This is a genomic window from Streptomyces sp. V4I23, from assembly GCF_030817975.1.
GTDB lineage: Bacteria > Actinomycetota > Actinomycetes > Streptomycetales > Streptomycetaceae > Streptomyces.
The window spans coordinates 828,921-854,902 of the sequence record NZ_JAUSZW010000004.1 but is presented as its reverse complement, the minus strand read 5'-3'; the positions used below and the strand labels follow the sequence as shown (position 1 = coordinate 854,902).

At 68.9% G+C, this 25,982-nt stretch carries 25 protein-coding genes, 1 tRNA gene and 3 pseudogenes; 13 read left to right on the top strand and 16 right to left on the bottom strand.

Annotated elements, in window-relative coordinates; translation table 11 throughout:
• Positions 1 to 56 precede the first annotated feature (56 nt).
• Positions 57 to 1,835 carry an IucA/IucC family protein gene (locus QFZ82_RS06010; RefSeq protein WP_307712134.1) on the bottom strand — a complete coding sequence of 593 codons (1,779 nt, stop codon included), beginning with the start codon at positions 1,833 to 1,835 and terminating at the stop codon, positions 57 to 59.
• Complete coding sequence (locus QFZ82_RS06005; RefSeq protein ID WP_307712133.1) at positions 1,832 to 3,022, bottom strand: acetyl-CoA carboxylase biotin carboxylase subunit family protein; 1,191 nt, start codon at positions 3,020 to 3,022, stop codon at positions 1,832 to 1,834. Before QFZ82_RS06005 ends, QFZ82_RS06010 begins: the two co-directional genes overlap by 4 nt.
• A gap of 249 nt (positions 3,023 to 3,271) precedes the next feature.
• On the opposite strand from QFZ82_RS06005, the gene QFZ82_RS06000 reads away from it, so the two are divergent.
• A complete protein-coding gene (locus QFZ82_RS06000) occupies positions 3,272 to 4,123 on the top strand; it encodes a (2Fe-2S)-binding protein (protein WP_307712132.1) in 852 nt (283 codons plus the stop codon).
• A gap of 123 nt (positions 4,124 to 4,246) precedes the next feature.
• On the opposite strand, the gene QFZ82_RS05995 is transcribed toward QFZ82_RS06000, so the two are convergent.
• Positions 4,247 to 5,080, bottom strand: coding sequence for a LysR family substrate-binding domain-containing protein (locus QFZ82_RS05995; protein ID WP_307712131.1), 834 nt, complete (start codon positions 5,078 to 5,080; stop codon positions 4,247 to 4,249).
• Here QFZ82_RS05995 and QFZ82_RS39690 point away from each other — a divergent pair.
• On the top strand, positions 4,962 to 5,393 hold the full coding sequence (locus QFZ82_RS39690; protein WP_373429402.1) for a hypothetical protein: 432 nt from the start codon (positions 4,962 to 4,964) through the stop codon (positions 5,391 to 5,393). The genes QFZ82_RS05995 and QFZ82_RS39690 overlap by 119 nt on opposite strands.
• Before the next feature lie 82 nt (positions 5,394 to 5,475).
• Here QFZ82_RS39690 and QFZ82_RS05990 read toward each other — a convergent pair whose 3' ends face one another.
• Positions 5,476 to 6,168 (bottom strand): TetR/AcrR family transcriptional regulator, encoded by a 693-nt coding sequence (locus QFZ82_RS05990; protein ID WP_307712130.1) that lies wholly within the window; start codon positions 6,166 to 6,168, stop codon positions 5,476 to 5,478.
• Between the two features lie 65 nt (positions 6,169 to 6,233).
• On the opposite strand from QFZ82_RS05990, the gene QFZ82_RS05985 reads away from it, so the two are divergent.
• Entirely contained in the window at positions 6,234 to 7,208 is a 975-nt protein-coding gene (locus QFZ82_RS05985) for a hypothetical protein (RefSeq protein WP_307712129.1), read from the top strand.
• Between the two features lie 597 nt (positions 7,209 to 7,805).
• Here QFZ82_RS05985 and QFZ82_RS05980 read toward each other — a convergent pair.
• The 10 genes and pseudogenes from QFZ82_RS05980 to QFZ82_RS05935 all read right to left on the bottom strand — a co-directional run bounded on the left by QFZ82_RS05980 (position 7,806) and on the right by QFZ82_RS05935 (position 16,907).
• Complete coding sequence (locus QFZ82_RS05980; protein WP_307712128.1) at positions 7,806 to 8,039, bottom strand: hypothetical protein; 234 nt, start codon at positions 8,037 to 8,039, stop codon at positions 7,806 to 7,808.
• A 546-nt stretch (positions 8,040 to 8,585) separates the two neighbouring features.
• On the bottom strand, positions 8,586 to 8,909 hold the full coding sequence (locus QFZ82_RS05975; RefSeq protein ID WP_307712127.1) for a hypothetical protein: 324 nt from the start codon (positions 8,907 to 8,909) through the stop codon (positions 8,586 to 8,588).
• Between the two features lie 50 nt (positions 8,910 to 8,959).
• Positions 8,960 to 9,296 (bottom strand): annotated as a pseudogene (locus tag QFZ82_RS05970) (IS110 family transposase); the annotation flags it as partial.
• 826 nt (positions 9,297 to 10,122) lie between these two features.
• Positions 10,123 to 10,476 (bottom strand): ATP-binding protein, encoded by a 354-nt coding sequence (locus tag QFZ82_RS05965; RefSeq protein ID WP_307712126.1) that lies wholly within the window; start codon positions 10,474 to 10,476, stop codon positions 10,123 to 10,125.
• A 415-nt stretch (positions 10,477 to 10,891) separates the two neighbouring features.
• Positions 10,892 to 11,812: a hypothetical protein gene (locus QFZ82_RS05960; protein WP_307712125.1), complete on the bottom strand. Its 921-nt coding sequence runs from the start codon at positions 11,810 to 11,812 to the stop codon at positions 10,892 to 10,894.
• 130 nt (positions 11,813 to 11,942) lie between these two features.
• Entirely contained in the window at positions 11,943 to 12,893 is a 951-nt protein-coding gene (locus QFZ82_RS05955) for an ROK family protein (RefSeq protein WP_307712124.1), read from the bottom strand.
• The gene (gene nagB / locus QFZ82_RS05950) at positions 12,893 to 13,672 is read right to left on the bottom strand and encodes a glucosamine-6-phosphate deaminase (protein WP_307712123.1); all 780 of its coding nucleotides are present in this window, start codon (positions 13,670 to 13,672) and stop codon (positions 12,893 to 12,895) included. Before nagB ends, QFZ82_RS05955 begins: the two co-directional genes overlap by 1 nt.
• A complete protein-coding gene (ptsP, locus tag QFZ82_RS05945) occupies positions 13,672 to 15,342 on the bottom strand; it encodes a phosphoenolpyruvate--protein phosphotransferase (protein WP_373429401.1) in 1,671 nt (556 codons plus the stop codon). Before ptsP ends, nagB begins: the two co-directional genes overlap by 1 nt.
• A 17-nt stretch (positions 15,343 to 15,359) precedes the next feature.
• The gene (locus QFZ82_RS05940) at positions 15,360 to 15,626 is read right to left on the bottom strand and encodes an HPr family phosphocarrier protein (protein ID WP_307712121.1); all 267 of its coding nucleotides are present in this window, start codon (positions 15,624 to 15,626) and stop codon (positions 15,360 to 15,362) included.
• Between the two features lie 45 nt (positions 15,627 to 15,671).
• Positions 15,672 to 16,907 (bottom strand): PTS transporter subunit EIIC, encoded by a 1,236-nt coding sequence (locus tag QFZ82_RS05935; RefSeq protein ID WP_307712120.1) that lies wholly within the window; start codon positions 16,905 to 16,907, stop codon positions 15,672 to 15,674.
• 307 nt (positions 16,908 to 17,214) lie between these two features.
• Here QFZ82_RS05935 and QFZ82_RS05930 point away from each other — a divergent pair, with 307 nt between their 5' ends.
• The 9 genes and pseudogenes from QFZ82_RS05930 to QFZ82_RS05890 all read left to right on the top strand — a co-directional run.
• Entirely contained in the window at positions 17,215 to 17,943 is a 729-nt protein-coding gene (locus tag QFZ82_RS05930; RefSeq protein ID WP_307712119.1) for a GntR family transcriptional regulator, read from the top strand.
• A 355-nt stretch (positions 17,944 to 18,298) separates the two neighbouring features.
• Positions 18,299 to 18,529, top strand: coding sequence for a glucose PTS transporter subunit EIIB (locus QFZ82_RS05925; RefSeq protein WP_307712118.1), 231 nt, complete (start codon positions 18,299 to 18,301; stop codon positions 18,527 to 18,529).
• Positions 18,526 to 18,990 carry a PTS glucose transporter subunit IIA gene (locus QFZ82_RS05920; protein WP_307712117.1) on the top strand — a complete coding sequence of 155 codons (465 nt, stop codon included), beginning with the start codon at positions 18,526 to 18,528 and terminating at the stop codon, positions 18,988 to 18,990. Before QFZ82_RS05925 ends, QFZ82_RS05920 begins: the two co-directional genes overlap by 4 nt.
• Complete coding sequence (locus QFZ82_RS05915; RefSeq protein WP_307712116.1) at positions 18,987 to 19,736, top strand: HAD family phosphatase; 750 nt, start codon at positions 18,987 to 18,989, stop codon at positions 19,734 to 19,736. The genes QFZ82_RS05920 and QFZ82_RS05915 overlap by 4 nt, the downstream gene beginning before the upstream one ends.
• Positions 19,733 to 20,752 carry a Gfo/Idh/MocA family protein gene (locus tag QFZ82_RS05910; protein ID WP_307712115.1) on the top strand — a complete coding sequence of 340 codons (1,020 nt, stop codon included), beginning with the start codon at positions 19,733 to 19,735 and terminating at the stop codon, positions 20,750 to 20,752. Before QFZ82_RS05915 ends, QFZ82_RS05910 begins: the two co-directional genes overlap by 4 nt.
• Positions 20,752 to 21,777: a Gfo/Idh/MocA family protein gene (locus QFZ82_RS05905; RefSeq protein WP_307712114.1), complete on the top strand. Its 1,026-nt coding sequence runs from the start codon at positions 20,752 to 20,754 to the stop codon at positions 21,775 to 21,777. The genes QFZ82_RS05910 and QFZ82_RS05905 overlap by 1 nt, the downstream gene beginning before the upstream one ends.
• A gap of 153 nt (positions 21,778 to 21,930) precedes the next feature.
• The gene (locus QFZ82_RS05900; RefSeq protein WP_307712113.1) at positions 21,931 to 22,464 is read left to right on the top strand and encodes a hypothetical protein; all 534 of its coding nucleotides are present in this window, start codon (positions 21,931 to 21,933) and stop codon (positions 22,462 to 22,464) included.
• Between the two features lie 164 nt (positions 22,465 to 22,628).
• Positions 22,629 to 23,462 carry a dipeptidase gene (locus QFZ82_RS05895; RefSeq protein WP_307712112.1) on the top strand — a complete coding sequence of 278 codons (834 nt, stop codon included), beginning with the start codon at positions 22,629 to 22,631 and terminating at the stop codon, positions 23,460 to 23,462.
• 574 nt (positions 23,463 to 24,036) lie between these two features.
• A pseudogene (locus QFZ82_RS05890) lies at positions 24,037 to 24,162 on the top strand (AAA family ATPase); the annotation flags it as partial.
• 82 nt (positions 24,163 to 24,244) lie between these two features.
• Here the strand turns inward: QFZ82_RS05890 and QFZ82_RS05885 are convergent.
• A complete protein-coding gene (locus QFZ82_RS05885; protein WP_307712111.1) occupies positions 24,245 to 25,189 on the bottom strand; it encodes a ribose-phosphate pyrophosphokinase in 945 nt (314 codons plus the stop codon).
• Between the two features lie 221 nt (positions 25,190 to 25,410).
• Positions 25,411 to 25,602, bottom strand: a pseudogene (locus QFZ82_RS05880) (nuclear transport factor 2 family protein); the annotation flags it as partial.
• A gap of 107 nt (positions 25,603 to 25,709) precedes the next feature.
• Between QFZ82_RS05880 and QFZ82_RS05875 the strand changes: the two are divergent.
• A tRNA-Met gene (locus QFZ82_RS05875) sits at positions 25,710 to 25,786 on the top strand.
• Positions 25,787 to 25,982: the final 196 nt, after the last annotated feature.

Genomic DNA, 25,982 nt, shown 5'->3' with positions numbered 1-25,982 from the left:
GGACGGAGGGCGGCGTTTGCCGTGGCCGGCCAGGGGCTTGGGGAGCGCGGGGGCGCTCATCGTGCCATCGCCGCCCGCAGGAGGTAGTTGGGGCCGGTGGTGTAGTGCTTGTTGATGTCCGCTGCCCCCGAACGCTCCTTGGTGAGCAGCGTTCCCGCGGTGACCATCGCCTTGACCGGCAGCTCGTGGGCGTCGAGCACATGGGCGCGCAGGATCCCGCCCGGCTTCCCGGCCCCGGTACCGAGCCGGTCGACGGCCTCGGTGAGCCGGTCGCGTACGAGATCCAGCAGCGTTCCCAGCGGGGCGCGGCCCTGCCGGGCGAGCCCGAAGGCGTAGGCCCCGGTGCACAGGTGGACGGTAATGGTGGTGAACAGGTCGGTGACCGGCCTGTCGTCCTCGCCGAAGATCCGGGCGTCGTCGAAGTCGGACGGCTCCGGGGCGTCGGCTCCCAGCGCCTCTCGCATGCGGGCGGTGTTGATCCGCGGCCCGTCGTTGTCCTTGAGCAGCAGCCGTAGACGTGTTCGGCTCTCCCCGTCCCGGTCCAGGACGACGGAGACGTTCTGCTGGTGGGACTCCAGCGCGATGCCGTAGCCGAAGAGCGTGGTCTGCCAGTCGAAGAGCAGGGTGAGGCAGGCGTCGAGCAGCGCGATCGGGTCGCCGCCGTAGAAGCGGTCGGCGAGGTGGTCGATCACCATTGCGCCGCTCGGTGCCTCGCTCAGCAGGGCGGCCATGGGCGTGACGACGGCGGCGTCGAGTCCGGCGGGGTAGCGGCGGGCGAGTACGGCGAGGAGTTCGTGCCCGGCGTGGGCGTACACCGTCTCGTCGGCGTGCAGAACCGTGTCGCAAAAGCGCGGCTCGCGGGCGACCACCGTTCCCAGCAGGCGCTGGCAGGCGGCGCCGTCGACGAGGGTGCCCGGTTTGATGGTGCGGCGGTTGCGCAGGCCCAGGGTGGCGGTGGCGAGCGGCAGCTTGAGGTGGAGGGCCGGGTCGGCGGCGAGAGCCACCGTACGCATCGACAGGGTCGGTACGGCCTCGAGATACGGGTGGTCGGCGAGCACGGCGCGGTCCCGGAGGCCCGTCGCCCGCAGTGCCTCGCGCAGGGGCGCTCCGACGGTGAGCGGGTGGACGGGGAGGGCGATATGGCTGTGGAAGAGCTCCGGGAGGCCGAGGATCGCCGGCGTGGGCCACCGGTCGGGAAGCCGGGCGGTGCCACCCGGGACGGTGACGTCCTCGCGCGGCACGGCGATCCAGCGCAGCGCGAAGCGGGGGTGGAACTCGGGTGCGTAGGCGCGAAGTTGCTCTTCGTCCAGGCCGGAGCGTCCTCGCGCGGTGGGGTAGACCGGGTGGTCATGGCGGGCGGCGAGGGTGTCGTGGGCGAGTCCGCCGGCAAGGCCCGTCCAGTCGGCGGGGTCGGCGCCGTGACGGCCGGTGAGACGGCCGGTGACCTGCTCGCGGGTGCGGGCGTGCAGCCGCATGGTGGCCAGGGTCTGGCGGCACTCCTCGGCGAAGGCGTCGAAGCCGGCCCGGTCGTCGGGGTGCGCGTGCGCGCTCAAGGCGGCGAGGACATCGTCGTGGGACGCAAGCTCACGGCCGTCCGACTCCCGTACGAGCCGCGGCAGTCGCGCGGTGTACCTGCTCTGGAAGCCGTCCTCGGCGACCGGGAGCAGCAGGGCGTCACCGTCCGCGTCGTGGGGGAGCCGCAGCCAGAGGCCGTCCTCCCGCTCCACCGGCGTGGAGCGGGTGCGCAGGCCTGCGACGTCCTCGCGCAGCAGCGCGCCGAGCACGCGCAGCAGCAGGTCCGCCTCCGTGCCGACGGCTGTGGTGGTCACCGTCATGGGGTGAACTCCCAGCGCTGAGCGGCGAGGAAGTCGGCCACGACCCGGTCGACGGTTCCCTGGTCGGTGCCGGTGGCCCGGACCACGCCGAGGTAGTCGCGGTTCGTGTGGTACAGACCGTGCCGCTCGCCGACCTCGCGTAGTGGCCGGTACGTCAGGTTCACACCGTCCACGACGAGATCGGCGGCCGCCGGGGCCGATGTCAGCGTGCCGGCCCTGTCGGCGCAAGGGCATTCGAGCCGGGCCGCGCCGTCGGTACGGGCGCCCAGGTCGGCGGGCAGCGGCTCGCCCAGGTGCGTACGGAGTATGTGCTCGAAGAGCGGGATCTCCAGCAGTTGGGCCAGCAGCAGGTCGCACTGGTCCCCGATGGCACGGTAGTTGACCTCGATGATGCGGGCGCGGCCCTTGTGCACCACGAACTCGGTGTGGCACGCGCCGAAGCCGACGCCGAGCGCGTCGAGCTGGGCGAGGATCTGCTCCACGACCGGCTCGGGGTGGGCGGCGACGAAGGTCAGCCGCTCCTCGACGAAGTACGGCGGGGCGGACAGCTCGGTGTGGAAGCCGCCCAGGACGTGCCGTACGCGGCCGTCGCCGAGCGTCTCGAGGGTGTACAGCTCACCGGCGAGGTACTCCTCGACGACCAGTGCCGCTTCCGGGCGCCGCTCCTGGATCTCCTTGCAGCGCAGCAGGAGGTCCTCGGGGCCGTCGGCGAGCACCACGTCCTCGCTGGCCACGCCCTCGCGGGGCTTGACGACGCACGGGAACGGCACGTCGAGGCCGGTGAGTACGGCCGGGTCCTGGCCGGCGGCCAGCTCGGCCGACCACACCGTGTCGGCCCCGGTCGCGGCGAGGTGGCGGCGCATGTGCGCCTTGTCCTTGGCGCGCAGCGCGGCCTGCCAGGGCTTGGCGGGGAGCCCGAAGTAGTCGGCGGCGAGAGCGGCCTGGGTCTGCAGGTGGTCGCTGTTGGTGAAGACGGCGTCGGGTGTGTGGTGGGTCGCGAGCCGGGTGATGAGCGCGCGGAAGTCGCGTACGTCGCACTCCAGGACCTCGATGTCCGGGTACGTGCGGCGGTGGGCCCGGGGCTGGTCGGTGAGCACGGTGACGTCGAGGCCGAGCCGTGCTGCGGCGGGGAGGAAGCCTTCGGTGACCGAGTCGGTGGGGTTCAGTGCGAGCAGGTACAACCGCATGGGCGGTGGCCCCTTCCGAGTCGAGGACGTGGGGACGGGCGGCGTGGGGAGAGGCCGGCGGCGGCGCAGGCACCGACCGGCCTTCGTCCTCGGCGCGGCAGCCGAAGTTAGGCAACCCTAAGTTATCAACTTCCGTGCGACTCGCGGAAGTCACCCCCTTGATCGCCGGGGCGGGCGCTCGACTAAGGTAAGGCTTACCTTTTCATTTGTGACACCCGAGCTACCGTGCCGCTCCATGAAGGACTGCCGATGACCATGGCCACAGGGACCGCGACCGCCGGCCCCGTCGTGACCGCGGCCTCCGCGCTCGCCCGTACTTACCTCGAACTCGTGGCCTCATGCGAAGCGCTGAACGTGCGGATCGCTTCCGTGGCACCCGAAGCGCTCCTCGACGGGGCCGAACTGACGCGGAACGAGAAAGCGCTGGACGCCTTCATCGACGCCGAGTCCGCCCGCATCCGGGAACATCACAGACATGCGCCCCGCAGGGACGTCGCCGCCTCCCGCGCCCTGCACGACTACCTCTGGTCCGTCAGTCTGCTGATGAGCGGCCCCTGGTACCTGGAGCGGCGCGTGCCGCGCATCGCCCCGCAGGATGTCCGCATCGACGTCGCGGCGGCCGCGTTCGAGATCGTCCCGGGTTCCGACTTCGCCTGCCTGCCCGACGACCCGGCGGCCGGGATGCCCGGTGTCCGGGTGGTGGCACACGAGGAGGCGCTGCGCGCCGAGCTGCGCGCCGCCGTCGCCGACCACGTAGGCCCCTTGCTGGCGGCTGTCGGGCCCCATGCGCGCCGCAGGCCAAGGGCCTTGTGGGGCATGGCCGGCGACGACCTTGTCTCCGGGATCTGGTACCTCGGCCGCATGCTCGACCAGGAGGACCGGGCGATCCGGGCCGCGACCGAGCTGCTTCCGACGGCCGTCCCGCCCTTCCCCGGCGGCGCCGACTTCCGCCGGCTGGCAGGTCGAGACGGGCGGCGGCACCCGACCCGCACACGCCTGGGCTGCTGCATGTACTACACCTTCGACGGCGCCCGGGCGTGCTCGACGTGTCCCCGGACCTGTGACGCGGAGCGCTTGCGGAGGCTGGAGGACGCGGGCTGACCGCGGCGGAAACGGCGGCGGGCCGACACCGGGGCGTACGGCTTCTCCGTACACCTCCGACGCCGGCCCGGCAGAGGTCAGGACCCGCAAGGGCGGAACAGCTCACCGCGGCCGCCCTGTCGGTCAGGCGGGCGGCGGCGGTGCCTGTGCCGCGGTCAGCCGCGTGGTGAGCGCGGTGAGTCGCCGGACCAGCGCGTCGGGATCGGATCTGGTCATGGCGGTGAGCCCGATGGCCGCCGTCCCGTGACTGAGCGGTCGGAACCTGACTGCACGGCGCACCGCGGCGGCCGCGGCGGGCACGACGGTGACACCGAGACCGCACTCGACCATGGCGATCTCCGAGGTCACCGACCGTGCCCAGTGGGCCGGGAGAGGGCTGAAACCGGCGGTTCGGCACATCGAAGCCATGGCGTCGTGGTAGTCGGGCGAGATGTTGCGGTGAAGCCACACCCACGTGTCACCCGAGAGCTCCGCCAGGTCCAGCGGAACGGCGGTGCCGGCCGCCGGGTGATCGGCGGGAAGGGCCGCGACGAACCGGTCGACGAGGAGCGAGGTCGCCGTGGTGCCGCGTACCGGCGCCGTCTTGCGCACGATCGCCCAGTCGAGCGTGCGGTCGAGCAGGCCGGCTGCGGCCTCGTGCGTGTCGATCTCCTGAGTACGGATCTCGATGTCCGGCACGGCGTCGCCACGGCGAGGGGGCAGCAGCGCTCCGCCGGCGAGCTGGTCGAAGTCGCCGGACTCACGGTCCACCAGGGCGACATCGTCGACGCCGACGAGACCGGTCTCGCCGTCGTACCGCGTGGCCGGGCGAGTGGCCGCGGTCCAGACGCCCGTCACCATCGACCAGGTCGTCATCGACCCCGGCGACATCCTCGTGGCCGACGGCGACGGCGCCGTGGTCGTCCCGGCCGCCCGCTGGGACGAGGTCGCCGCCATGGCCGGGCGCATCGACCGCATGGAAAGAGGCCATCGTCGAGGCCGTCCGCGGCGGAGCCACGCTCGCACAGGCGCGCGCCCGCCCTGCGCGGCTACCACTCGCTCCGGACCCGGAAGGACCACTCATGAACGACCCTGCCCGCGGACTGTCCGAAGCCTCCGGAATCGGTGTCGCTCTGGTCCGCCGAGCTGCAGTCGCTCTGGGCCGGCGCCAGACTGTGCGGCCCCGCCTTCACCGTGCAGGAAGCCGGGAGTGGCAATCTCGTGCTGCACCACGCGGTGCTCGAGGCCCATCGTCGAGCGGAAGCGCGGCGGAGTGGACTCCAAGACCTGAACCGTCCACCGGGGCCGAGCGACGGCGACAGCAGGGAAGGACAGGCCGCGCTCCGGCGGTCCTCCTGGCTGCCCCAGGGCTCTCACTGATCTTCGGGAGGCCACCGAGGAGGCTGCCGCTCCTGTGGCGTCTGTTCACCAGCGTCCGCGTACAGTCCGAGACGCAGCCAGTTGAATGCCCGGAGTACTGCCGGGGCGACCGCGTCGCGCGCGCGTGCCGGGGGTTCGCCGGAAACGATGCGCCGTTGGATCTCACGCAGGGCCGCCCGGTACGTCCCGGCGATGGCGCCCGCGAGAAGCGCGGGCCCGGGGGGGTCGATGGTGTCCGGTGCGCCGACGGTGCTCGGCGGATGCTCGGCCAGGGCGGTCGCAAGTTGGGCCTCGGCGCGTTCGCCGATCTCGCGTTCGCGGGCGCGCAGGGCGGGGCTGTCATGGATGACCTGCCAGAACCTGAGGGCGCCGGGGTGAAGGCCCAGCGTGGGCTCGTTCTGCTGCAGGGCGGCCAGCAGGTCGTCGCGGACGACCTCCACCGGACAGGTCCCGGGTGCCCGGTCGCGCACCAGCGCGGCGAGATGGCCTTCGGCCTCGGCCTGGCGGTCGAAGAAGAGGTCCTCCTTGGTGGAGAAGTAGTTGAACACGGTGTTGGTGGACACACCCGCGTGTCGCGCCACGTCGGCGACTGTGACCTGGTCGAAGCCGTGCTCCAGGAACAGCGGCAGCGCCGCGTCGGCAATCGTCGTGCGGGTCTGCTGCTTCTTGCTCTCTCGAAGTCCCACACTCCGAATGATAGTGTCACTCCAAACTTGTGGTGACACCAAGATTCAGGGGGAGTGTGACGACCATGGCCCTGACCTTCGGCATCTACCCGGGCGGGCTCCTGGGCGACGACAACGGAATCGTCCACCCGGTCCGACCGGACCTGCCGGACCGCATCACCGACGCACTCGACACGCTGCAGGGCACCGCTGCCGCACTGTCGGTCCGCGCCTACCGCCCGTTCGCCGCCACCGTGACACCGCAGGAGCCGCCCGCCCCCGCCAACCCGCAGAGCTACCTTGAGCGCGGACGCAAACTCGACCTCGTGCTGACCTTCCGGGAGCCGACCGGCCGCCTGGACGAGTGGCTGGAGTTCGTCCGTGAAACCGTCCGGACTCACGGACCGCACCTGGCATCCCTGCAGATCTGCGAGGAGCCGAACGCCGACCTCCCCGCCCTCGACGGCAGCATCCCGAACGTCCTGAACGCCCTTGTCCAGGGAGTCGTCACGGCCAAGCAGGAAGCCCGCGCCCTGGGCCACACGCTGGCGGTCGGCTTCAACGCCGTGCCGACCTTCGATCCGGCCGATACCTTCTGGAGCGAGCTCGCCGCCCTGGCCGACGCATGCTTCCTGGAGAGCCTGGACTACGTTGGCCTGGATTTCTTCCCCGACGTCTTCCGCCCCATCGCCCCCGACCGGCTGGCCGCAGCGGTCACCGCGGTTCTCACCGCCTTCCGGCGCACCGACCTGCCGAAGGCCGGCATCCCGGACACGGTTGCGATCCGCGTCTGCGAGAACGGCTGGCCCACCGGTCCCGACCGTCCCGAGCAGCGGCAGGCAGCGGTTCTTGACCTCGTCGTCCGGACCGTGGCCGCGCTCGCGGCCGACCTGAACATCGACGGCTACTCGTTCTTCGCCCTGCGGGACGCCGACAGCGGCGCAGCGGGGCTCTTCCACCGCTTCGGTCTCCTGCGCGACGACTACACCCCCAAGCCGGCCTTCGAGACGTACCGCCGACTCATCGACGAACTGGGCAACCCACTGCTCGTATCCCGGTGACGCCTCCGTCCCCTGGAGGGGCACCGGAGCGCTGTCGCTTCTCGCGAACGTCGAACACGGCACAGTGGAAGTGCCTCCCGAAGTCATGAACAACTGAGTGTCGAAGCTGAGGTTCTGGCTCGCCTTCCGTGAAGGGGACACGCTGAGTGATTGTTGGAGGTGGCGCCCTGGCACCGCGGCTCCGTACTCCGCAATGCACCCTTGACGGCAGACCACCACCCAATTTTGAGCGCGTTCAAATATGGTTGGGCTTCGGCCGAAGAGGCCGAGTGCAGGGCGGCTGCCCGTCTTCTCCGCCGACGACTGCGAGGTGGACACCTACCTCTTCGGTGACGAAGACGACCCTGTGATGTGTCCGACTGGGGACCCGGATGCCGGCTGCCCGAGTGACGGCTACCTCCACCGACCCAGCCCACGGCTTCCGGCTCCTGAAGCGGCCGCGACTCGGCCGGTCGGCTCAGGCATGTAGTACTCGCTTCCGCAACAGCTTGAAGCCTGCGCGGCCGAACATCTGGCGCTTGAGCATCTTGGTGCTGCTGGTCCTTCGACAACGGCGAGTTCCAAGGCAAGGTGAGGCCGGCGATGACGGCGTCACGGTCACGGTCCGATGCCCGCGGCGAGGGTATGAAGGCTGGGCAGGTCGTCTTTGCGGACGGCATCGAGCCACTCGGACAGCCGTCTGCCCTGGGGCTCGGCGAGCATGGTTGCGAAGGACTGGACGTGGCCCGTGAGGGCATCAAGCTCGGGGCAGTTGGCCAGGACGGGCTTGAGCCGGAGTTGCTCGATCTCGGTGAGGGATTCCGGGCGTCTGAGGATCCACCTGGTGACCACCCGAGGGGCCGGCGGCTGTGCGGTGATTGGGCGGGATGAGGTGCGCTCCTTTCCGATGTAGGCGCTGACAATGCCGTAACTGCCCTGGTATCCGAGCGGGATGATCTCCTCACAGAGCTCCCATGCATTGGTGCAGCCCCTCGTCCCAACGGTCGTCCAAGTAGGGCTTGCACTCGTCCAAGGCGGAGGTCCGGTTGTACTGCCACTGCCCGCGGAAGAGGTCTTCCGGCCTCGCAGCGTCGGCGAGGCTCTTGACCGTGCGGTGGGTCATATGGAGCTGACGGCCGATCGAGTGTCGACTATGACCGGCTTCCAGCAGGGCGTGGACGGTGGTGCCTCGCCCGGATACGGTTGGCGAACCGGTGCCGCGATGTCCGAGCAGCTGCTCGCGCAACAGGACACCGATCCCGCCTCAGTGCCGGACCGTCAGGAGAGCGCGCCCCGGTCGGCGATCGACCTGACAGCACTGCGGGACCTGAAGGAGTCACGTACGGACGTGCAATCCCTGGAGCTCACCGCCGAGCGGCTGCACCACCTCCAGACATCTCACGTTGCTATGCCGTCAATTGTCGGGATGACTCCTCCGTTCACGGCGCGGTCGTAGAGCCGCTGGTGCCACTCGTTGGCGTCGGGTCCTGGGTCGGTGGTCAGGACGGGGTTCGGGCCGGTCTCGATGAGGTGCAGCAGGGTCCACGCGACGCCGTAGCAGTCGTCCGGGCCGAAGCAGGAGACGAGCGCTCGGGCTTCCTCTCCCGTGACCGGCCTTGGGATCGCGTCGAGCTGCTCGACGCGCCTGTCGATCTCCTCTCCGCTCGCATCCCAGTCGGGGAGCGGGCCGTCGGCGACGAACGCCTGCACTTCGGGTCTCATGGGTGAATGATCGGCTGGTGTCGCCACCGCTGGCAAGACGTGTCCGCTGGTCACGCGGCTGCCACTTCTGACAGCAGTGGTGTCGGAAACGCGGACTGTTCCTCGAAAGTTCTCGCTTCTGAAGGCAGTGGTAGAGCTGGCCGATCATGCGGTTGAAGAGGTTGCGCTGGGCCGCCGCGTACCAGTCGCCTTGTTCGCGTCGGCGTCGGCGTCGGCGTCGGCGTCGGCCTCGGTAGTGGGCGTTGGCACCGGCGGATGCCCGTAGTGAGGCGAAGGCGCAGAGGTAGCCGGCGTGGTGAGCCGGTCGCTCTTCATCCACCGTCTGGTGATGGCGGACTTCTTGCCGGACGCGCGGGTGATGGGTGACGAGTCGGCGTATGCCTTCAAGCGTCCTGACGCGGGGCGAGTTGCCCGGTGGCCCGCCGACAGGAGCGGAGCGCGGCGAGCTTCTGCTGGTCAGCGCGAGAACGAGGCCATCCACGCCGAAGGCGGTGATCGCGAGGTCGACCACCGCCGGGTCGTGGGCGAGGCAGTGGCTGAGCCGTGCGTGTCCGGCGTCGTCCTGAGCAGGCCGTCGTTGACCGCGCTGGTCCAGGCGGCGGGTGTGGACGGGACAGGTGCTGACGGAAAGCAGCGGGCGGGGGTGGCGCGTCCGAAGCGGTCGTGGTGGCCGGCCGTGTCATGAACAGGTTCGAGTGGGGTGGGTCAGGCGGAAGACGGTGCCGTGCTGGAAGTCCCCGCGGCGCTCGCCCGGTGGTCTGTACATCATCCGGTCGCGCGGATGCGTGCCGGCAAACCACGCACTGGTACCTCGCGCAGGAGCCAAGTCAGATGCTCGATGTCGTAGCCGGAGTTCGGGCACGAGCAGCACCGATGGGTCACCAGGCAGCCATTGCCCTGTCGCGCACAATCGCGCTGGCAGGTCGTGGATCGAGTGGCGGCACCTCAGTCGGGCCGGCCGTCGTAGGAGCCGAGGTGCACCGCCTCCAGCGGTCCGGGCTACGGCGAGCGTGTGCCACCGAGGGATGCGGCGATCTGATAGGGGCAGCCGGGGGTTTACATCGCACCGTGCCCACTCCGGTGCACCGTCTCCAGTGACAGCGCGGCAGCGAGACCACCGGCCCAGTCACGCCCAACACCCCGTCCGCCAGGCGTGGGCTGCACCCACCTTGAGAGCAATCTTGCCGGTCTCCGGGGGGGTGAATGCCGGCCATCAGGGGTTCAGCTCCGCCCAGCAGGTGGCTCCGCCTGCGTGTGCGATCGTGCCGTACCGGACCGCCATGGCGGCCACGATGAGCATGCCGCGGCCGTGTTCCTCGTGCTGGTCAGGCTTCGACGTCGGATTGGGGCGCGGACCGCCGTCGGTGACTTCGATCCGCAGGAGCTGCTGCTGGATGCAGCGCACTCGCAGGGCGGCCGGCGGCAGGGCGTGGAGTACTGCGTTGGTGACGAGTTCGGAGATGATGAGTAGAGCATCGTCCAGTGCCGTCGGCGACACCCTCAGGTCGGTGAGGAATTCCTTGGCAACGCGTCGAATCCGGCTGACGTCCTTGGCGTCGGCACTCACCAGGGTGAGGTATCGGTCATTCCTGTCGACTGCCGCGGCTCCCTGACTTGCGCGGAAGAGCTGGTCGGTCGTAGTGGCCCTGCAGTGTGCAGGTGGTGCTTGAGCAGTCATCACAACCTCGGGTTTCCGCGGATGCAACGAATGTCGTCGCCACCGCCGAGCGAGCCCATAAACTGGTAATTACCAGATATGACCACTCTGCGCATCGAGAGGCGAGGTTGTCAATTCCGATATCGCAGAAGATGTGGCCTATTTTCTGCGATATCAGTGATGGAACGGCGTCATCTGTGTCGATCCAGTCGCCAGTGGCCAACCCTGCGCGCCGAGGCGGTTCGAGCCTGCCTTCTGCGAGGGGCAACAGCGCCCATATCGTCAGTGTGGACGGGAACACACAGCGCTTCGCGACTACGTGGGGTCACCGGCTCCTGGCTCGGAATGCCCGTGAGTGCCATTCCCGGACCTCCTTCAGTGGATCGCCGTCCAGTTCCCAGGGCCAGGAGGTGGCGACCGCCGCGGTTGCTTCGAAGACCGGCCAGGCGTCCTGCGGGCGTGCTGCCTTCGTCAGCACGTAGGCAAGGAGGTTCAGGTCGGCGAGTGCTGCTGCGTGCCTGAGGAAGCCGGGCTGGGGCCAGGTGGCCAGTGCCTCGTCGACGAGGACGCGTTCGTGGGGCTGGTCCCAGTGCCTGCGTGCGGTCAGCGCGGTGATTCCTCCGGCTGCCAGAGCCCTGCGATACCGGTGGAGGCTGGCAGTGAGGCTCAGGGCTACTACGGGGGAGCCCGAGGGCGCAGAGGCGATGACCGAGTCGGTGAACTGGACGGTCAGGACGTTGGATCCGCATTCCTCCGGGGAGACGTAGTGCAGCATCTGCCGGTGGGCCTCGCGGTTCCAGGGATCCCGCGCGTTCACGGCCGTCCATGTGTGGTGGATCTGAGCCCAGGGTGCCCGCACCAGTCGGTGGTAGCTCAGCAGCCCGACCCAGGGGGCAGGGTCGGCCGGCGCGAGCTCTGCGGCGTCCTGGCACAGCGAGACCGTTGTGCTCAGCTCGCTGCCGGCGTCGCCGGCTCGTGCCCGGGTGATGTCGGCGAAGGCCTGTAGAAGCATTGCGTCGGCACAGGCAGGATTCCAGGCGCGCCATTGGCCTGCCAGGACGTGCGCGTCGGGAAGCGAGCTGAAGATGAGCAGGCGGTGCATCCGCCGGTCCCAGTCCTCTCCCGGATCACGAAGTGCCTGCTCTATCGGGTAGGTGAGGGCGCCGCGGTCGTTGCACTCGGCCAGGTTGTTTCCCTGGGCCGCGATCTGCGCTTCCAGATGTGTCAGGGCGCGGACCAGCGGCAAATCATCGAGCTCTGGCCGCAGCCGCTGGGGAGGGCGCTGACTTCGTTTTCGAGGCCACACGGTGATCTGCTCCTTTTCATCCGCCGTCACGTGCCGGTGGCGCGGCACCGTCGCTGCCGGCCGAGGACGGTCACCTCCGCGTGTGCTGTCCCGGCGTGGTCGTGTGTCCATTGCGGGAGGGCGGGAGCCCTGAGGTGTCTGCCGCCAGCAGCGCCGCTCCGAGGAGTGCCGCATCCGCGCCCAGTGATGAGATGTCGACAGGGGGCGCGGTGCGCCAGGTGAGTCCGCGCTGCAGCGTGCGTCGTACGGGCTCGGTGAGTGCTTCTCCGGCCGCGGTCATGCCGCCTGCCAGGACGATGCGCCGGTGGTCCAGGAGCACGGTCGAGGTGACGAGGGCTCTGCCGAGAGCGTCCGTCCCCTCGGCCCACAGGCGTGCGGCATGCGGGTCGGTGTCCAGGCGTGCGGTGATGTCGGCCGCGCTGTCGGCGATGCCTCCGGTGTGGCGGTAGCGGCGGACCAGGCCGCTGGCTGACGCGTAGGCTTCCAGGCATCCGTGCTGGCCGCAGGCGCAGAGTTCACCGTCGGCATGGACGGGGATGTGGCCGAACTCGCCGGCGAATCCATGGGCGCCTCGTGTGATCCGGCCGTTGCTGACGATCCCGGCAGCGACGCCGGTGCCGAGGACGACGACGAGCAGGTCGTCGGCGTCGGCACCGGCGCCGAGCCGCTGCTCGGCCAAGCACGCTGCGCGGACGTCGTGCTCGAGTGTGACGGGCAGGTGCAGCCTGTCCCTCACGGCTGCGGCAAGAGGCGTCTTGTGCAAGCCGAGATTCGCGGCGAACCGGACGACACCCGCATCGGCGTCGATCAGCCCCGGGGCGCACAGGCCGATGGCTGCGGTAGGGGGACGGACGAGAGCAGCGGCGACGCGGACGACGGCGGCGACAACGGCGGCAGGACCTTCGGAGGTCGGGGTGGCCAGCCGCAGGGTTTCCTCGGCCGCCCCTTGGGCGTTGAACCGTGCGGCCTTGATGGTGGTGCCGCCGAGGTCGACCGCGACGACGTTGGTGGGGCGTCTCATCAGTACCCCTGACCGGGAGGCTTGTGGTGAGCGATGTGGCGGTAGTAGCGCTGCTGTTCCAGTCGGGCGGCGGCGAGTTCGTCCACCACCACCGTGGCATGCGGGTGCAGTTGAAGGATGGAGGCGGGGCACTGGGTGGTGACGGGTCCTTCGACGGCGGCGGCCACGGCGTGGGCCTTGTGCGGGCCGGTGGCGATCAGGACGAGGTGGGATGCTGCCCCGATCGTGGCCAGCCCTTGGGTGATGGCATTTCGGGGTACCTGGTCGAGTCCGCCGAATGAGCGCTCGTTGTCGCGGCGCGTGTCGTCGGTGAGGGTCTTGAGCCGGGTGCGGGAGGCGAGGGAGGACCCCGGCTCGTTGAAAGCGATGTGGCCGTTCACGCCGATCCCGAGGATCTGCACGCCGACCGGCCCCGCCCCGGTGAGTGCGCGCTCGAAGCGGCGGGCCTCTTGCTGCAGGTCTGACGCCGAGCCCTGCGGGACGTGTACCCGGGCGGGGTCGAGGTCGATGTGGTCGACCAGCTCGCGGCGTATCACCTGGGCATGGGACTGGGGATGGGAGGGCGAGAGTCCCGCGTACTCGTCGAGCAGGAAGGCGTCGATACCTGCGAAGCTCAGGCCCTCCTGCCGGTGGCGGCGGATCAGGTCCTGGTAGACGCTCAGCGGCGAGGAGCCTGCGGCCAGCCCAAGGGTCTTCGCACCGCCGGTGATCGCGCGCTCGATGATGCCCGCGACCGTGCGGGCGGCCCCGTCGGCGTCGGGGAGGAGCACCACCTCCATCAGTCCTCCAGCCGCTCGCCCGCTGAGGCGACGATGGCGTCGCTCGTCCGCTGCGCGGTGGCGCGTGCGGTGTCCGGGCCCCCGGCCACGAGCGCGCGCGCCGCCAGGTTCTTGCAGTCCTGCAAGGTGAGCCGGACGAGGGCGTCACGGACCGCGGCGACGGCGGGCGCGGCCATGGACAGGCTGCTCACGCCCAGCCCGGTCAGGACAGGGGCGAGGAGCGGGTCGGCTGCGGCTTCACCGCAGACGCCCACGGGGCGGCCGAGCGCCGCTGCGGCGCTGCACACCCGAGCGATGAGGGTGAGCAGCGCCGGCTGCCACGGGTCCAGGAGGTGCGCAAGGGTGTGGGCGGTGCGGTCGGCGGCGAGCGTGTACTGGGCAAGGTCGTTGGTGCCGATGCTGGCGAAGTCGACGTGCTGCAGCAGATCGTTCGCGAGCAGGGCTGCTGATGGTACTTCGATCATGATGCCGACGGTCTGTACTCCGTAGCTGCGGGCCAGGTCGGCGAACTCGGCGGCCTCCTGCGCAGTGGAGACCATGGGTGCCATGACCCTCATCTGCACGCCGGTGCGTTGTTGGGCTGCGACGAGGGCCTTGATCTGGGTCTCGAGGATGCCGGGCACGACCGTGCAGGTGCGCAGGCCCCGCACGCCCAGGGCCGGGTTCTCCTCGGGGGGAAGGCGCAGGAACGGCAGGGGCTTGTCGGAGCCGGCGTCAAGGGTGCGGACGGTCACGGCGCGGCCCTCGAAGGCGGTGAAGACCTGCGTGTAGGCGTGGATCTGTTCGTCGACGGTGGGGGGCTCGCGGCGGTCCAGGAACAGGAATTCCGTACGGAACAGCCCCACGCCCTCGTTGTCTTCCTGTGCTGCCCTGGAGGCGTCGTCGAGTGTGCCGATGTTCGTGAGGAGGGCGACAGCGTGCTGGTCGGCCGTGTGTCCAGGTCCGTGTGCGCGGCGCTGCTGTCGGACTCGGGCTTGTTCTTCCAGGGCTTGCTGTCGGCGTTCGGGGGTGGGATGCGCTTCGACGGTACCGGCCCGGCCGTCGAGGATGACGGGCGTGCCGCCCGGCAGAGCGGCGGCCTCGGCACATCCCACCACCGCGGGCAGACCCAAGCTGCGCGCGAGAATGGCCGTGTGACTGGTCGGGCCTCCTCGCTCGGTGAGCAGTCCCACCGCGTCACTGTCGGCCAGGCCAACGGTGTCGGCCGGGGAGAGGTCTTCGGCGGCCAGGATGAAGGGGTGTCCGGGCCGGGGGAGGCCGGGCATGGGCACGTCCAGAAGGAGTGCCACTGCCCGGTTGCGGACATCGCGCAAGTCGGCGGCGCGTTCGGCCATGTAGCCGCCGAGCGCCTCCAGTTGCCTGCAATAGCCGTCGACGGCGAGCGAGAGGCTGTGGGCGGTGGGCACGCCGTCGCAGATGTGCCGGGCGGCGGCCTGGACCAGAGCATCGTCGCCGGCCATGGCGGCGCCGGCCTCCAGAATGGCGCCGCCTGTTCCGCTCGCCCCGATCGCGGACAACTGCTCAGCGACTTCGGCCAAGGCCTGCCGTACGCGCTGTACTTCGTGCGCAGGGTCTTCGCCTGAGGCTTCGGCGGGGTCGGTGACGACCGGCGGCGTCATGCGGATCAGTGGAGCGCAGGCCAGCCCCGGGCTGACGCCGTAGCCGGTCATCGTGGTGGAGGATGCGCTCACGCGTCGAGCTCCTTGCTCAGCAGGGCGGCCAGCTCTTCCAGCACGGCCTCCGCCTGGTCTCCCGCCGCGGTCAGGGTGACCTGGTCGCCGCAGCCGGCGCCGAGCGTCATGACGCCCAGCAGGCTGTTGGCGGGGACCGGGGTCTTGCCCTCTACGGCGATGGTCACGGGGACCGGTACCTGGGCGGCAGCCTGGACGAAGATGGCGGCGGGCCGGGCGTGCAGTCCGCTGCGTGAGCCGATGGAGACGACGCGCTGCGCCATGGACGGTTCCTTTCGACGGTTCTTCAGGGATGTATGCGGCTGACGTCAGGCCGCAGGTTCGGGCTGTCGTTCCTGTGCGGCATCCGGCTTCTCTTCCTCTCGTCCGGGAGTGCGCAGGTTCCAGCGGCGGATGACGAACCGGAACAGGACGTAGTAGAGGGCGGCGTAGGCCAGGCCGATGGGGATCAGCAGGAGGGGGTTCGTGGCCTTGCCCCAGTTGAGGACGTAGTCGATGAGCCCGGAGGAGAAGGTGAATCCGTGGTGGATGTCCAGGGCGTTGACCAGGGCGAGGGAGGTGCCGGTCAGCACGGCGTGCACGAGGTAGAGGGGCCAGGCGACGAAGAGGAAGGAGAACTCGATCGGCTCGGTGATTCCGGTGAGGAAGCTGGTGAGGCCGGCCGAGAGCATGATGCCGCCGACGGCCTTGCGGTGCTCGGGACGGGCTTCGCGCCAGATGGCCAGGGCTGCGGCAGGGAGGGCGAACATCATGATCGGGTAGAAGCCGGTCATGAAGATGCCGGCTTCGGGATCGCCCGCGAAGAAGCGGTTCAAGTCGCCCTGGGCGCCGTTGTAGTCGCCGAGGATGAACCACACGACGGAGTTGAGGATGTGGTGCAGGCCGAGCGGGATCAGCAGCTTGTTCGCCGTGCCGTAGATGCCGCCGCCGACGATGCTGTTGTTGTCGACGGCCTCGCCGACGGAGGTCAGACCGTCATTGAACAGGGGGTAGATCAAGCTCATCAGAACGCCGACGCCGAGAGCGGTCACGGCCGTCAGGATGGGCACCAGCCGGCGTCCGCTGAAGAAGCCCAGATAGGGCGGAAGCGCGGTGCGGTAGAAACGCTGCCACAGCATCGCCGCCAGCAGACCGATGACGATGCCGCCCAGGACCCCGAAGTTGACCAGGGCCTGATCTCCGGCAGGGTCCTTCTGGCCTTCGAGGACGACCGGCGACATCGCTTCGAAGACGCCCTCCAGGACGAGATACCCGACCACGGCGGCCAGTGCGGTGGAACCGTCCGCCTTCTTCGCGAATCCGATGGCGATGCCGACAGCGAAGATCAGGGGCAGGTGAGTGAAGAGCGCCCCGCCGGCGGCGGAAATGACGTGCGCCGTGTCCTGCAGCGCGGGGAAGCGGCCAAGGACATCGTCCTGCCCCAGCCGCAGCAGGAGCCCTGCGGCGGGGAGCGTGGCGATCGGCAGCATCAGGCTGCGGCCCAGTTTCTGCAGGCCTGCCAAGCCGGGTCGGCGGCCGGTGGATGGAGTTGCGCTGGTACTCATGACGACCTCAAAGGGTGTGCAGGAGGAAGGGAGCCAATGGGACGGGCGGAAACCCGACACGGCTGAAACGACCGGTGGACAGGACCGGTACCATCTGGTTATGACCAGTGGTTTCAGCATGGCCTCGCTGCCGCGCGGGTGTCAATGCCTGGGGCGCTCGTCATCGGGGAGAACAACAGCACCGTCGCCGGGACCTGCCCGCTCCACCGGCCGGTCCGGCCGCAGGCGGCGGTAAGGTGAGTGCATGATGCATACTGGTAATAACCAGTAGGGGGCGCATCGCTCCCTGGACGGAAAGCGGGTCACAGTGGCCGGACAGCAGATTGTCGCCAAGGGCATGGTTCCCAAGCACGCACAGCTCCGCGCGATCCTGGTCGACATGTGCACCAATCAGCTGTCACCCGGGGACGCACTCCCCAGCGAGCGGCAGCTGTGCATCGACCACGGCGTCAGCCGTGTCACGGTGCGCGAAGCGCTCAGCCAGCTCGTGAGCGAGGGCCTGGCCGTCCGCGTCCATGGGCGCGGGACCTTCGTGGCCGAGCGGGCCTACCGCTCCGAACTGCGCCTGGCCTCCTTCCATGAGGACATGCGCCGCCTCGGCCTGGAGCCGGGCACCGTCGTCCTGTCCATCGGTCAGGACGCCCCTCCACCTGCATCCGCCACAGCGCTGCAAATGACCGACGGCCAGCAGGCATGGCATGTCCGCCGCCTCCGACTGGCCGACGGGACACCCATCTCCGTGGAGGATGCGTGGTACAGCGCCGATGTCCTGCCGGAGCTGGACAGTGTGGACTTCACTGCATCGATCTACGACACCCTCGCCACGCGCTTCGGTCACCCCATCTCCCGCGCGGAGCAGACGATCGGAGCCGGCCCGGCCTCTTCCGAAACAGCTGCATTGCTGGGCATTCGCACAGGTACCGCCGTCATGACCTTCGACCGGATCGCCTACAGCGGCGAGCAGCCCATCGAGCACGCCTACTCATGGTTCCGCGCCGACCGGTACCAGCTGCACATGACGCTCACCGACGGGTGAGTCGAGGGCGTAGCCGCCGAACCTAAAGCGCTGCTCCCGGCCTCGCGAGTGGGGGACCGGCACATCGGGCTCGGCGCGACGATGAGAACAGGCCAGGCATCGTTGAACGAGCCTTCAGGAGGACAGAAGTCCTTTCTGTCACCATTTTTGTCGTCGTCGTGCGGCAGCTCTTCGGTCCGGATGGCCCCGCGCCAGCTCTCCGTCCGGGGATCCCATGCGATTGACAGGTTCACGACATTCCTCCGTTGCGTGCGGACGCTTGACGAAGTACCTTGTGGTCATGTCTGGTTATTACCAGTAGGCGGTGCTGTCAGAGGCACCCCATTCACAAGGTGATCCATTGAGGAGGGGACTCATGTCCAAGGCGCGTTTGATCGTCGAAGGCCTCGGCGGGGCCGGCAACATCGCCGACATCGAGGCTTGCATCACCAGACTCCGCACCGAGGTGAACGACACGGCCGCCGTGGATGTCGCTGCCCTCAAGAAGGCAGGGGCTCTCGGGGTCCTCGTCTCGGCCGGCATCGTGCAGGTCGTCGTCGGCGCCGAGGCGGACGGCCTGGCCGAGGACATCAAGGAGCTGCTGTGAGCCTCGCCGTCCATGCCCCGCTGTCGGGCGATCTTGCGGCACTCGGCGAGGTGCCCGACCCGGTCTTCGCAGCTCAATTGGTTGGCTCGGGACTGGCGGTGGAGCCCTTCTCTGGCGCAGGACTCGTCGATGTCGTGGCCCCTGTGAACGGTGCAGTGGTCAAACTGCACCCGCACGCGTTCGTCATCCAGACCGACAACGGGATCGGCGTTCTGGTGCATGTGGGCATCGACACCGTGCGGCTCAAGGGAACAGGTTTCGGCACGCATGTAGTGGAAGGAGACCGGGTCGAGGTCGGCCATCGCGTGATCACCTTCGACCCCGCCGCGGTCCGAGCGCACGGCCTGTCCGCGATATGCCCTGTCGTCGTGCTCGACAGCCGGCCCGGATCGGCGCAGCCGCCGACTGTTACCGGTCCGATCCAGGCCGGTGCACTCATGTTCAGCTGGGCTGCGTCATGACCGGCGCCGGTGTGGGCTCGCAAAAGGCGATCGGCACCAGCTCTCCCTGCGAGGCGGTCCTCCTGGACTTGGACGGCACTTTGGTACTCAGTGAGGGCGTCCATCGGCGTGCCTGGCAGGCGTTCTTCGACACGTGGGGCATGGAGGTGACCGACGCCGACTACGAACAGCGCTACATGGGACGGCGGCCCAACGACATCATCACGGACGTACCAGGGCCCTGGGCAGGAACAGACCCGGCTGCCGCCCTCGCCACCATGACCGCCTTCACCCTGGAGCATGCCGGCAGCGTGAAGGTCGTGCCCGGCGCCGCCGCTCTCATCCGACAGCTGCGTATCAAGTACCCAGTGGCCGTAGTTACCAGCGCCGGAGCGCAGTGGGCCCAGCATCTCCTCGAAGATGTCCTCGACGTGCGCGAACTGGTGGACTTCGTCATCACCTCGGAGGAGATCACCTGCGGCAAGCCGTCACCCGAGGGCTATCTGAGGGCCTGCGCGGCCTTGCGGGCACGGCCTCAACAGTGCCTCGCCTTCGAGGACTCACCCTCGGGAATCCACGCTCTCACCGCCGCGGGTGTCCGGGACATCGTCGGTGTCACCACAACCGCCAATGCAGCCGATCTCACCCGCGCCGGAGCTCGCTGGACGGTCCCCGACCTCACCACCCGACACCTACGTCACGTACGCAGATCCATCAACGCCGAACAGACGGCCCGGGAAAGCGACGCCAAGGAGGCCACAACGTGAAAAGACTCGACGTAGCCATGATCGGCGCCGGCTTCATCGCACGCACCCACTTGCCGGCCTGGATCGCCCTCGGCGCACGGGTGCGCGTCTTCTCGACCGACGGCCAAGCCGCCCGTCTCGCCGAAGACTTCGGAATCACCGAGGCCTCCACCCTCGAGGAAGTGCTGGAGCGGGCCACGATCGTGGACATCTGCACTCCCACCGCCACCCATCGCGACATCGCGCTGGCCGCCTTCGAGGCAGGGGCGGACGTCCTGTGCGAGAAGCCGCTGGCGCTCGCCCCCGCCGAGGCTGCGGACATGGCGGATGCCGCAGAGAAGGCAGGACGCCAGCTCTACCCCGGGCACGTCGTACGGTTCTTCCCCGCCTACGTCCGGCTCCACGACGCCGTCAACTCCGGTGCGCCCGGCCGCGTCGCGGTGGCCCGTTTCACCCGCACCGGCCGCTATCCGACATGGAGCCCCTGGTTCGCGGACCCCGCGCTCTCCGGAGGCATCGTGACCGACCAGATGCTCCACGACATGGACATCGCCAGGTGGCTCTTCGGAGACGTCGTCTCCGTCCACGCCACCCAGCGCGGCCACCTCACCGCCCCCGCACCCGAGGGAGCCGTGGCCACCGGCAGCGCGACCCTCACCCACGCATCCGGCGTCATCTCCCAGGTCCTGGGCGTATGGGGCCCGCCCGCGACCCCGTTCCGCTACACGTTCCACGTCGCAGGCTCCAACGGCACCCTCTCCCACGACTCCCTCGCACACCCGTCGCTGCGAGTGATCGGCAAAGCCGGTGCCGAAGCCGACGGGGTACCCACCGGCGACTTCGGTGAAGACCCGTTCGCCACTCAGATACGCGAGTTCGCCGCCGCGTTCCAGGGCGGCAGCGTCCCCCGCGTCAGCGCGCTCGACGGTGTGGCTGCCGTTCGCATCGCCGCAGCCGCCCGCCAATCCGTAGCAACCGGCCTGGCCGTCGCGGTCGACGACACCTGTCCGCACAAGCAGATGGAAGGACGCCACTGATGAAGGTCGCCGTCTTGTCTTTCGCCCATGTGCACGCTGCAACGTACGTCGAGCTGCTGCGCGATCGCAGCGACGTCGAGCTCATCACCACCGACCCCGACGCCCCGCCCGGCGACCCGACCCGCGGCAAGGCACTCGCCGACGTACTCGGCGTCACCTACAGGGGCGGCTACGAAGAGGTCTTCGCCGAGCTTCCCCAAGCCGTGATTGTCACCAGTGAGAACAGCCGCCACCGGCAGCTCGTCGAACAGGCCGCCGCGGCAGGCGCACACATCCTGTGCGAGAAGCCCATAGCCACCACGGAAGAAGACGCACGCGCCATGATCGACGCCTGCGAGCAGGCCGGCGTCAGTCTCATGACCGCATACCCCGTGCGCTTCCACCCGGCATTCACGGCACTGCGCCACACCCTCGCCGATGGCTCCCTCGGATCCCTCCTCAGTGTTCATGGCATCAACAACTCCAGCCCCCCGGGCCTGGAACGGCCCTGGTTCGCCGACCCCGCCCTCGCGGGCGGCGGCGCAATCATGGACCACACCCTGCACATCGCGGATCTCCTGGACGTCCTCCTCGACGGCGATCAACCCACACACGTCTACGCCGTCGCCAACACCCACCTCACTTCGGACCACGAAGACGAACCAAAGGTGGAATCCGCCGGCCTCCTCACCCTCACCTACGCAAACGGGCTCGTCGCCACCATCGACTGCAGCTGGAGCCACCCGTCCTCCCACCCCACCTGGGGAGGCCTGACGCTCACCTGCGTCGGGCAGCGCGCCCTCGTCGAATTCGACGCCTTTCAGCCACTCCTCGACGGCTACGACACCACCCAAGCCACCACCCGCTGGGAGCCCGGCGCCGTCGACCTCAACGAGGCCATGCTCGACAGCTTCCTCACCGCCGCCCGCACCGGCCAACGAGCCCACCCGGACGGGGAGACCGGACTACGCACTCTTCGAACCGTCCTGGCCGCCTACGAATCACTCCGCACCGGCCAGCCGGCGACTCCATCCTGTACCGCCTGAAAGCCCCAGACACCACTCCGAGACGAGGATCTGGACGCCCTGATGCGAAGTCTGCGGACTCCGGTCGGAGTTCCGTGGCCCAGGGCGTCTGGTGCGCCAGCAGAGACAGGTGCGCCGATCGCCGCGTGTCCCGACGTAGGGCATGCTGTTGCGGTGAGTGATCCTCAACCAGCATGGCACGAATGGCTGAGCAGCCTGGACGTGCCGCGGAAGGCCGCTGCGGAGTCGCCGCGTGCCCAGTTCAGCGCCCTCGGCGTGACCGATCCTGTCGACCTGATCAAGTCGGAGGTCGTTGAAGAACTTCCGCAGCTCGCGCGTTTTGTGCTGTTGCGGAGCCTGTGGCGCGGTGCGATCGACGGCTGGTCCGACCCGGGCTCGCTCGATCAACTGCCTGCCGCTCAGCGCCTTCTTGCCGCCGGGGCGGATAAGGAGGACCTTGTGCGCCTGGTTCGTGCCGTTGCCCATGAGGCGGTGTTCGTGACGCTCGACGAGCTGGACGCGGGCGGCGATGTGAACGTGTCGGGCGTGGAGGCCGGCTGGGTGGTCATGGAGTCGGGCGAAGACGGCTCCCCGACGGGGCGGGTTCTGTCGGGGCTGCATGAAGACCTCCTGGCGATGGGGATCCCAGCGGTCGCGAGGGAGCTGACCTTTGGCGGTGAGGTCGGTCCTTCGGACTGGTTGACGTAGCTCACGACCGGGTGAGGGGCCGGGCTGATGGTGCTCAATCGCCTCAGACCGGAGTTCCGTGAATACCCATGTCAGGGTGTGCGGGATCGTTCCAGCAGGGAATGTCTCGATCGTGGGGTCTGATCCCCACCCGCTCACCCCATCAGCCCGTCGGGTGACGCTATGTGCCGCACAGCGCTGATGACGTTGCCGCTCTGATCGCGAGCTGGCGGGAGCGGATCGACGCGGACGACCGTCTGCGGCTGGCGGTGAGTGTCGAGGACGTCGACAGCGCCGGGCGGGCGGGCGATGTGGCGGTGGCCTTCGACCTGGAGGATTCTGGGCCTCTCGAGGGGCGTCTGGATCGGGTGGGCGAATTCTACGAGCTCGGCGTCCGTACGATGCTGCCGAGCTACAACAACCGCAACGCGGCCGGCGGAGGCTGTCTGGACGAGGCTGACGAAGGGCTCACCGCCTACGGCCGAGCGCTGGTACGGGAGATGAACGCTGTCGGGATGGTGGTGGACGGTTCCCACTGCGGTGCCCTTACCGGACTGGACCTGTGCGAGGTGTCCGAGCAGCCGGTGATCTACAGCCACTCCTGCATGCGCTCGGTGTGGGACCATCCCCGCAACATCACCGACGAGCAGGCCAGGGAGTGTGCCGCCACCGGTGGGGTCGTCGGGATCACCGGTGTCGGGATCTTTCTCGGCCCCAACGACGCCACGATCGACGCGCTGGTACGGCACATCGACCACGCCGTCGACCTCGTGGGCCCGGAACATGTCGGCGTGTCGACCGACTACCCGTTCGACCACGAGGACTTCAACGCGATGCTCGTGCAGAGTCCGGAGCTGTTCCCCGACTGCTACACCCGCTGGGGGCCGATCGACTTCATGCCTCCGGAGGGGCTGTTGACCGTCGAGGACGCGTTGCTCGCCCGCGGGTATCCCGAGGACGCCGTCACCGCGATTCTGGGTGGCAACTTCCGACGGGTCGCCGCCTTGGCCTGGCAGTAGCTCGAACTACACCCATGCTCCATGTATTGATCATCGTCGACCGCGGGCGCGGGCCGGTGGCCCTCCCCGGCTGCTCGGTGCGGATGGAGTGAACAACCGGCGGGGGAGGACAGCGTACGAGGTGAGTGGGCACGTGAACGGCATGACGAGCCAGGAGGAGAAGCAGCAAGCGGCCCGGCGGCTGGCCGGGCGGACGCATGAAGCTGCGCGTGGACGGGGGTGGCGCGAGTCCTGCGGCGGGTCAGCCGGGGGCGTTTCGGGCGGCGGAGCGGCTGGCCCGAGATTCCCCAGTTGGCCTCGCCGTGGCAGGACACGGTTGCGGCGGAGCGGGACGGCTGGCGCCAGCCGGCGGCCAACCTGGAGGGGGAGGAAGACCATGCTCTTGCCGTCGATTACCCGGTATGTCACCGGTGCCGGGGGGTCGGCTGGGGCGAGCAGCCCAACACCTCCGAGCCGTACCAGCGGTGCGGACTGGCCTCCGCGGGGCTGGCCAGCGCTGCGCCGAGAGCGGGCCTTGTGGTGGGAGGATCGGCGTGCTTCTCGTGGTGAGGGGGCTCCGATGCCGCCCAAGTCCACCGACCCCCGCCTCTGCGCGGCCATCGTCGACCGCCTCACCTTCGGCGACACCCTCGTCCAGACCGGCACGGAGACCTACCGCCTCGCCCTCACACAAGCCCGAGCTGCTGCGCAAGTTGCCTAGCGCTGGATCGACATCCCCGAGATGTCACAGGAGGAATCCTCGACCAGCCGCATCATGGAGGCCGACTGGCTGTTTATCGAGATCAGGGCGCGTCGAACAGCGCGCTCACTGATTCGCCGTCGTGGATGCGCCGGACCGCTTCAGCCAACGCCGGGGCGATCGACAGGACCCGCAATTTGTCGGTGCGGTGCTCGATCGGTATGGGCACGGTGTTGGTGCACACGATCTCCAGCACATCCGGCTGTTCTGACAATCGTCTGAGGGCTCCCGCCGAAAACAGTCCGTGCGTACAGGCAACGCGGATCGAATGCGCCCCCAACTCGCGCAGCCGGTCCAAGAGCTCAAGGACCGTACTGCCCTTGGCGATCTCGTCGTCCAACACGATGACATCCCGGTCAGCAATGTCCCCGATGACAGAGCTGATGCTCACCCGGTCATCGGCGAAGCGCTGCTTGGCACCGGCAGCCACCTTCGTGCCCAACAGCCGGGCGAAGGCTGCCGCCTCCTTTGCGTTGCCCAGGTCCGGGGACACGACCGTCGTATTGGACAGGTCGTAGCGGCGGAAGTGCTGCGCAAGCTCCCTCAGTGCATGCAGGTGGTCCACCGGAACAGAGAAGAACCCGTGCACCTGCGGCGAGTGCAGCGTCAGCGCCAGAACACGGCTTGCTCCCGAGGTGACCAGCAAGTCCGCCACCAGGCGTCCGCCGATAGAGATCCTTGGCGCGTCCTTCTTGTCGGACCGGGCATAGGCGTAGTGCGGCATCACCACGGTGATACGGCTGGCGGAGGCCCCGCGAGCGGCGTCACACATAAGCAACAGCTCGACGAGGTTCTCCTGCACGGGAGTGACCAGCGGCTGGATCAGGAAGACATCCCGTTCGCGGCAGTTCGCCTGCAGTTGCACCTCGAGACAATCGTTCGCGAACCGGTTCACACGCACCGGATTCAGAGGAACCCCTAGGTGGTCGCACACCTCGGCCGCCAGCTCGGGGTGGGCACTACCGCTGAACACGGCGATCTCTCGCACGACGCTCCTCGCTTCATCGACTCGGTCATGCCACATGCTAATGGCCCCTCGACGTGGGCGGCCGCCAGATGGCGCAGCCGACTGTGAACCCCATTCGTCGTGGCGGGGACAGTCACCCGAAGGGTCCGCACATCCCAACAAAAAGGGCCCGTCCGTCCCTCAGCGGTGTTAGTTCTCACCGACATTTCCCGGCCCTTTGATCGAGGTGCTGATTGCAGTAATCAATGAGTGTCTGTGATCAGTGTGCTTACGGACGGCTTCGGGCGGCCAGGGCCGCAGGCGTCAGCGATTGCCTCGGTGTCCCAGTAGAAAGGGCGGACTTCAGAGATCCGCCCGTCCTTGACCCGGATCGTCTGCAAAATCGGGAACGAGAGCTCGCGGCCGGTGGCACGAGCTCGAGCATGGACCTGGGTGGTTCGGTTCCCCTGCAGGAGCCTCGCTTCTTCCTGCCCGGGCAGCCCGACCGCAGCGCCTGCGGTACGGGACCGTCCTGCCCGTGCCGTAGGGTAGGCATCACCGACGCGGGGTGGAGCAGCTCGGTAGCTCGCTGGGCTCATAACCCAGAGGTCGCAGGTTCAAATCCTGTCCCCGCTACCAACTCCGGCCCCCCTCGACGCATCGTCGAGGGGGCCGGAAACATGTGGGGCCTGGGGCACGAGGCAGTGGCCGCGGCGACGGGGCGCGGGGCAATGCTCATCTGCGCGCGTCATACTGAACGGTCTCGTCCGGCAGGATCAGCGGGCCAGCCTCCCCGTCCTGCTCCGCCTTGTGCGTCGGGCCGAGGGCCTGGGTC

What these genes read in the sequence shown, in the direction of transcription:
- QFZ82_RS05985 (WP_307712129.1), top strand. Translation starts at nt 6,234, where the DNA reads ATGGCCCTGACCTTCGGCATCTACCCGGGCGGGCTCCTGGGCGACGAC.
- QFZ82_RS05935 (WP_307712120.1), bottom strand. Translation starts at nt 16,907, where the DNA reads ATGAGTACCAGCGCAACTCCATCCACCGGCCGCCGACCCGGCTTGGCA.
- QFZ82_RS06010 (WP_307712134.1), bottom strand. Translation starts at nt 1,835, where the DNA reads ATGACGGTGACCACCACAGCCGTCGGCACGGAGGCGGACCTGCTGCTG.
- QFZ82_RS05925 (WP_307712118.1), top strand. Translation starts at nt 18,299, where the DNA reads ATGTCCAAGGCGCGTTTGATCGTCGAAGGCCTCGGCGGGGCCGGCAAC.
- QFZ82_RS06005 (WP_307712133.1), bottom strand. Translation starts at nt 3,022, where the DNA reads ATGCGGTTGTACCTGCTCGCACTGAACCCCACCGACTCGGTCACCGAA.
- QFZ82_RS05915 (WP_307712116.1), top strand. Translation starts at nt 18,987, where the DNA reads ATGACCGGCGCCGGTGTGGGCTCGCAAAAGGCGATCGGCACCAGCTCT.
- QFZ82_RS06000 (WP_307712132.1), top strand. Translation starts at nt 3,272, where the DNA reads ATGACCATGGCCACAGGGACCGCGACCGCCGGCCCCGTCGTGACCGCG.
- QFZ82_RS05905 (WP_307712114.1), top strand. Translation starts at nt 20,752, where the DNA reads ATGAAGGTCGCCGTCTTGTCTTTCGCCCATGTGCACGCTGCAACGTAC.
- QFZ82_RS05940 (WP_307712121.1), bottom strand. Translation starts at nt 15,626, where the DNA reads ATGGCGCAGCGCGTCGTCTCCATCGGCTCACGCAGCGGACTGCACGCC.
- QFZ82_RS05975 (WP_307712127.1), bottom strand. Translation starts at nt 8,909, where the DNA reads ATGAGACCCGAAGTGCAGGCGTTCGTCGCCGACGGCCCGCTCCCCGAC.
- nagB (WP_307712123.1), bottom strand. Translation starts at nt 13,672, where the DNA reads ATGGAGGTGGTGCTCCTCCCCGACGCCGACGGGGCCGCCCGCACGGTC.
- QFZ82_RS05955 (WP_307712124.1), bottom strand. Translation starts at nt 12,893, where the DNA reads ATGAGACGCCCCACCAACGTCGTCGCGGTCGACCTCGGCGGCACCACC.
- QFZ82_RS05995 (WP_307712131.1), bottom strand. Translation starts at nt 5,080, where the DNA reads ATGCGGTCGATGCGCCCGGCCATGGCGGCGACCTCGTCCCAGCGGGCG.
- ptsP (WP_373429401.1), bottom strand. Translation starts at nt 15,342, where the DNA reads ATGACCGGCTACGGCGTCAGCCCGGGGCTGGCCTGCGCTCCACTGATC.